Consider the following 1,556-nt stretch of genomic DNA (forward strand, 5'->3'; position numbering starts at 1 on the left):
GGCGGGCTCAGGTGGTGAATGCATCTATACAGCTAGGAGGTTGTGTAGATGTCAGGTGATGAGAAGTTACGTGAGCGGTTTGTGGAGGCGTATCTGCATGATGCGCGTCCGGTGTCAGTGATCCTGGAGGAGTTGGGCGTCTCGAAGGTTCAGGCGAGGGCATGGCGCCAGGCTGAGGGGCTTAACCGTGCTCGGCGTCAGCGGAGTTTGGTTGACCAGCAGTATCAACAAGTTGTCGCTCTGGTTAAAAGTGGCCGATCTGTGCTCAGCGCAATTGAAGAGGTCGGGTTTCCTCAGAGTCTGGCTTATCGCTACCTTGCTCAGGACGGGTTTGAGCTCGTCCGAGGCAATCGCGGTGGAACGGCACAACATGACCGGGATCGCATCGCCCAAGCTTTAAAGCTTGTTGATGCTGGCAAAAGCTATAAGGAAGCCGGCCAGGCGGTTGATCGCAGCGCTGACACGGTCAAAGCGTGGCACCATGATCACATGTCTGGGCGTTTGATACTCAATGATCATCCCACTGAATCCGAATCGAAGGTAGGACGCGGAAAGCGTCTTATTCGTCATGACCGGATAGCGATAGCCTACCTGCTGAAACAGGGCCATACTCACCGGGAGATTGCAGCCCAGCTTGGCCGGAATCAGTCGACGATTAGCAGGGAAATCGCCCGTGGGATGACTGAGCATGGCTACGATGCCCTCGTGGCGCAAAAGCGGGCTGTGGACCGCCTGGCTAGGCCTAAACCCCGCAAACTCGATACCAACCCGCAGTTGCGGGCCTTTGTCATCGAGGGGCTGAATTCAAAGTGGTCGCCGGAGCAGATTTCAAACTTTCTTGCCCGCTGCTTCGGTAAAGGTGGGGATATGTCGATTAGTCATGAAACCATCTACCAAGCTCTCTACATCCAAGCTAAAGGTGCTTTGCGCCAGGAGTTGAAGGTAGAAAAAGCCCTGCGTTCTGGTCGTACCGGCCGAAGGCCACAATCACATCTGCCAGCCCGCGGTAATCGAAGCTGGATTGGTGAAGACTACCGCATCAGCAAGCGCCCTGCCAGTGTTGAAGACCGCGCTATTCCAGGACACTGGGAAGGCGATCTCATCATCGGCCAAGGAGGCACAACTGCACTCGTGACCTGCGTGGAACGCAGTACTCGCTACACCATGATCCGCAAACTTGATGTGCATGATTCCGCCACGACTGTCGATAAGTTAATCGAGATGTTTACCGGCAAAATACGCAACATCACCAAAACACTGACCTGGGACCAAGGCGCTGAACTAGCCCAAGTCGACAGGCTGAGCATCGAACGTGGGCTCGCAGTCTACTTCTGTGATCCGCATTCACCGTGGCAGCGCCCTACCAACGAAAACACCAACGGGCTAGTCCGAGACTTCCTCCCCAAAGGAAGCGACTTTAGTACCCTGACAGACAAGCGCGTTCAGAAGATTCAAGACCTACTCAACGGGCGCCCCAGAAAAGTCCTCAACTGGTACACACCAGAAGAGAAAATCCAAGAACTATTCAAGTGATGCATCCACCACTTGAAACCGCC

1 protein-coding gene is annotated in these 1,556 nt (G+C 54.7%); it reads left to right on the forward strand.

From position 1 onward, the window contains the following. The first annotated feature begins 48 nt into the window (after window positions 1–48). A complete protein-coding gene (locus NX84_RS12230; protein ID WP_052319781.1) occupies window positions 49–1,533 on the forward strand; it encodes an IS30 family transposase in 1,485 nt (494 codons plus the stop codon). Window positions 1,534–1,556: the final 23 nt, after the last annotated feature.

Source organism: Corynebacterium minutissimum (genome assembly GCF_000805675.1).
GTDB classification, from domain to species: Bacteria; Actinomycetota; Actinomycetes; order Mycobacteriales; family Mycobacteriaceae; genus Corynebacterium; species Corynebacterium minutissimum.

Coding starts and splice junctions, on each gene's coding strand:
- NX84_RS12230 (WP_052319781.1), top strand. CDS start 49: ATGTCAGGTGATGAGAAGTTACGTGAGCGGTTTGTGGAGGCGTATCTG.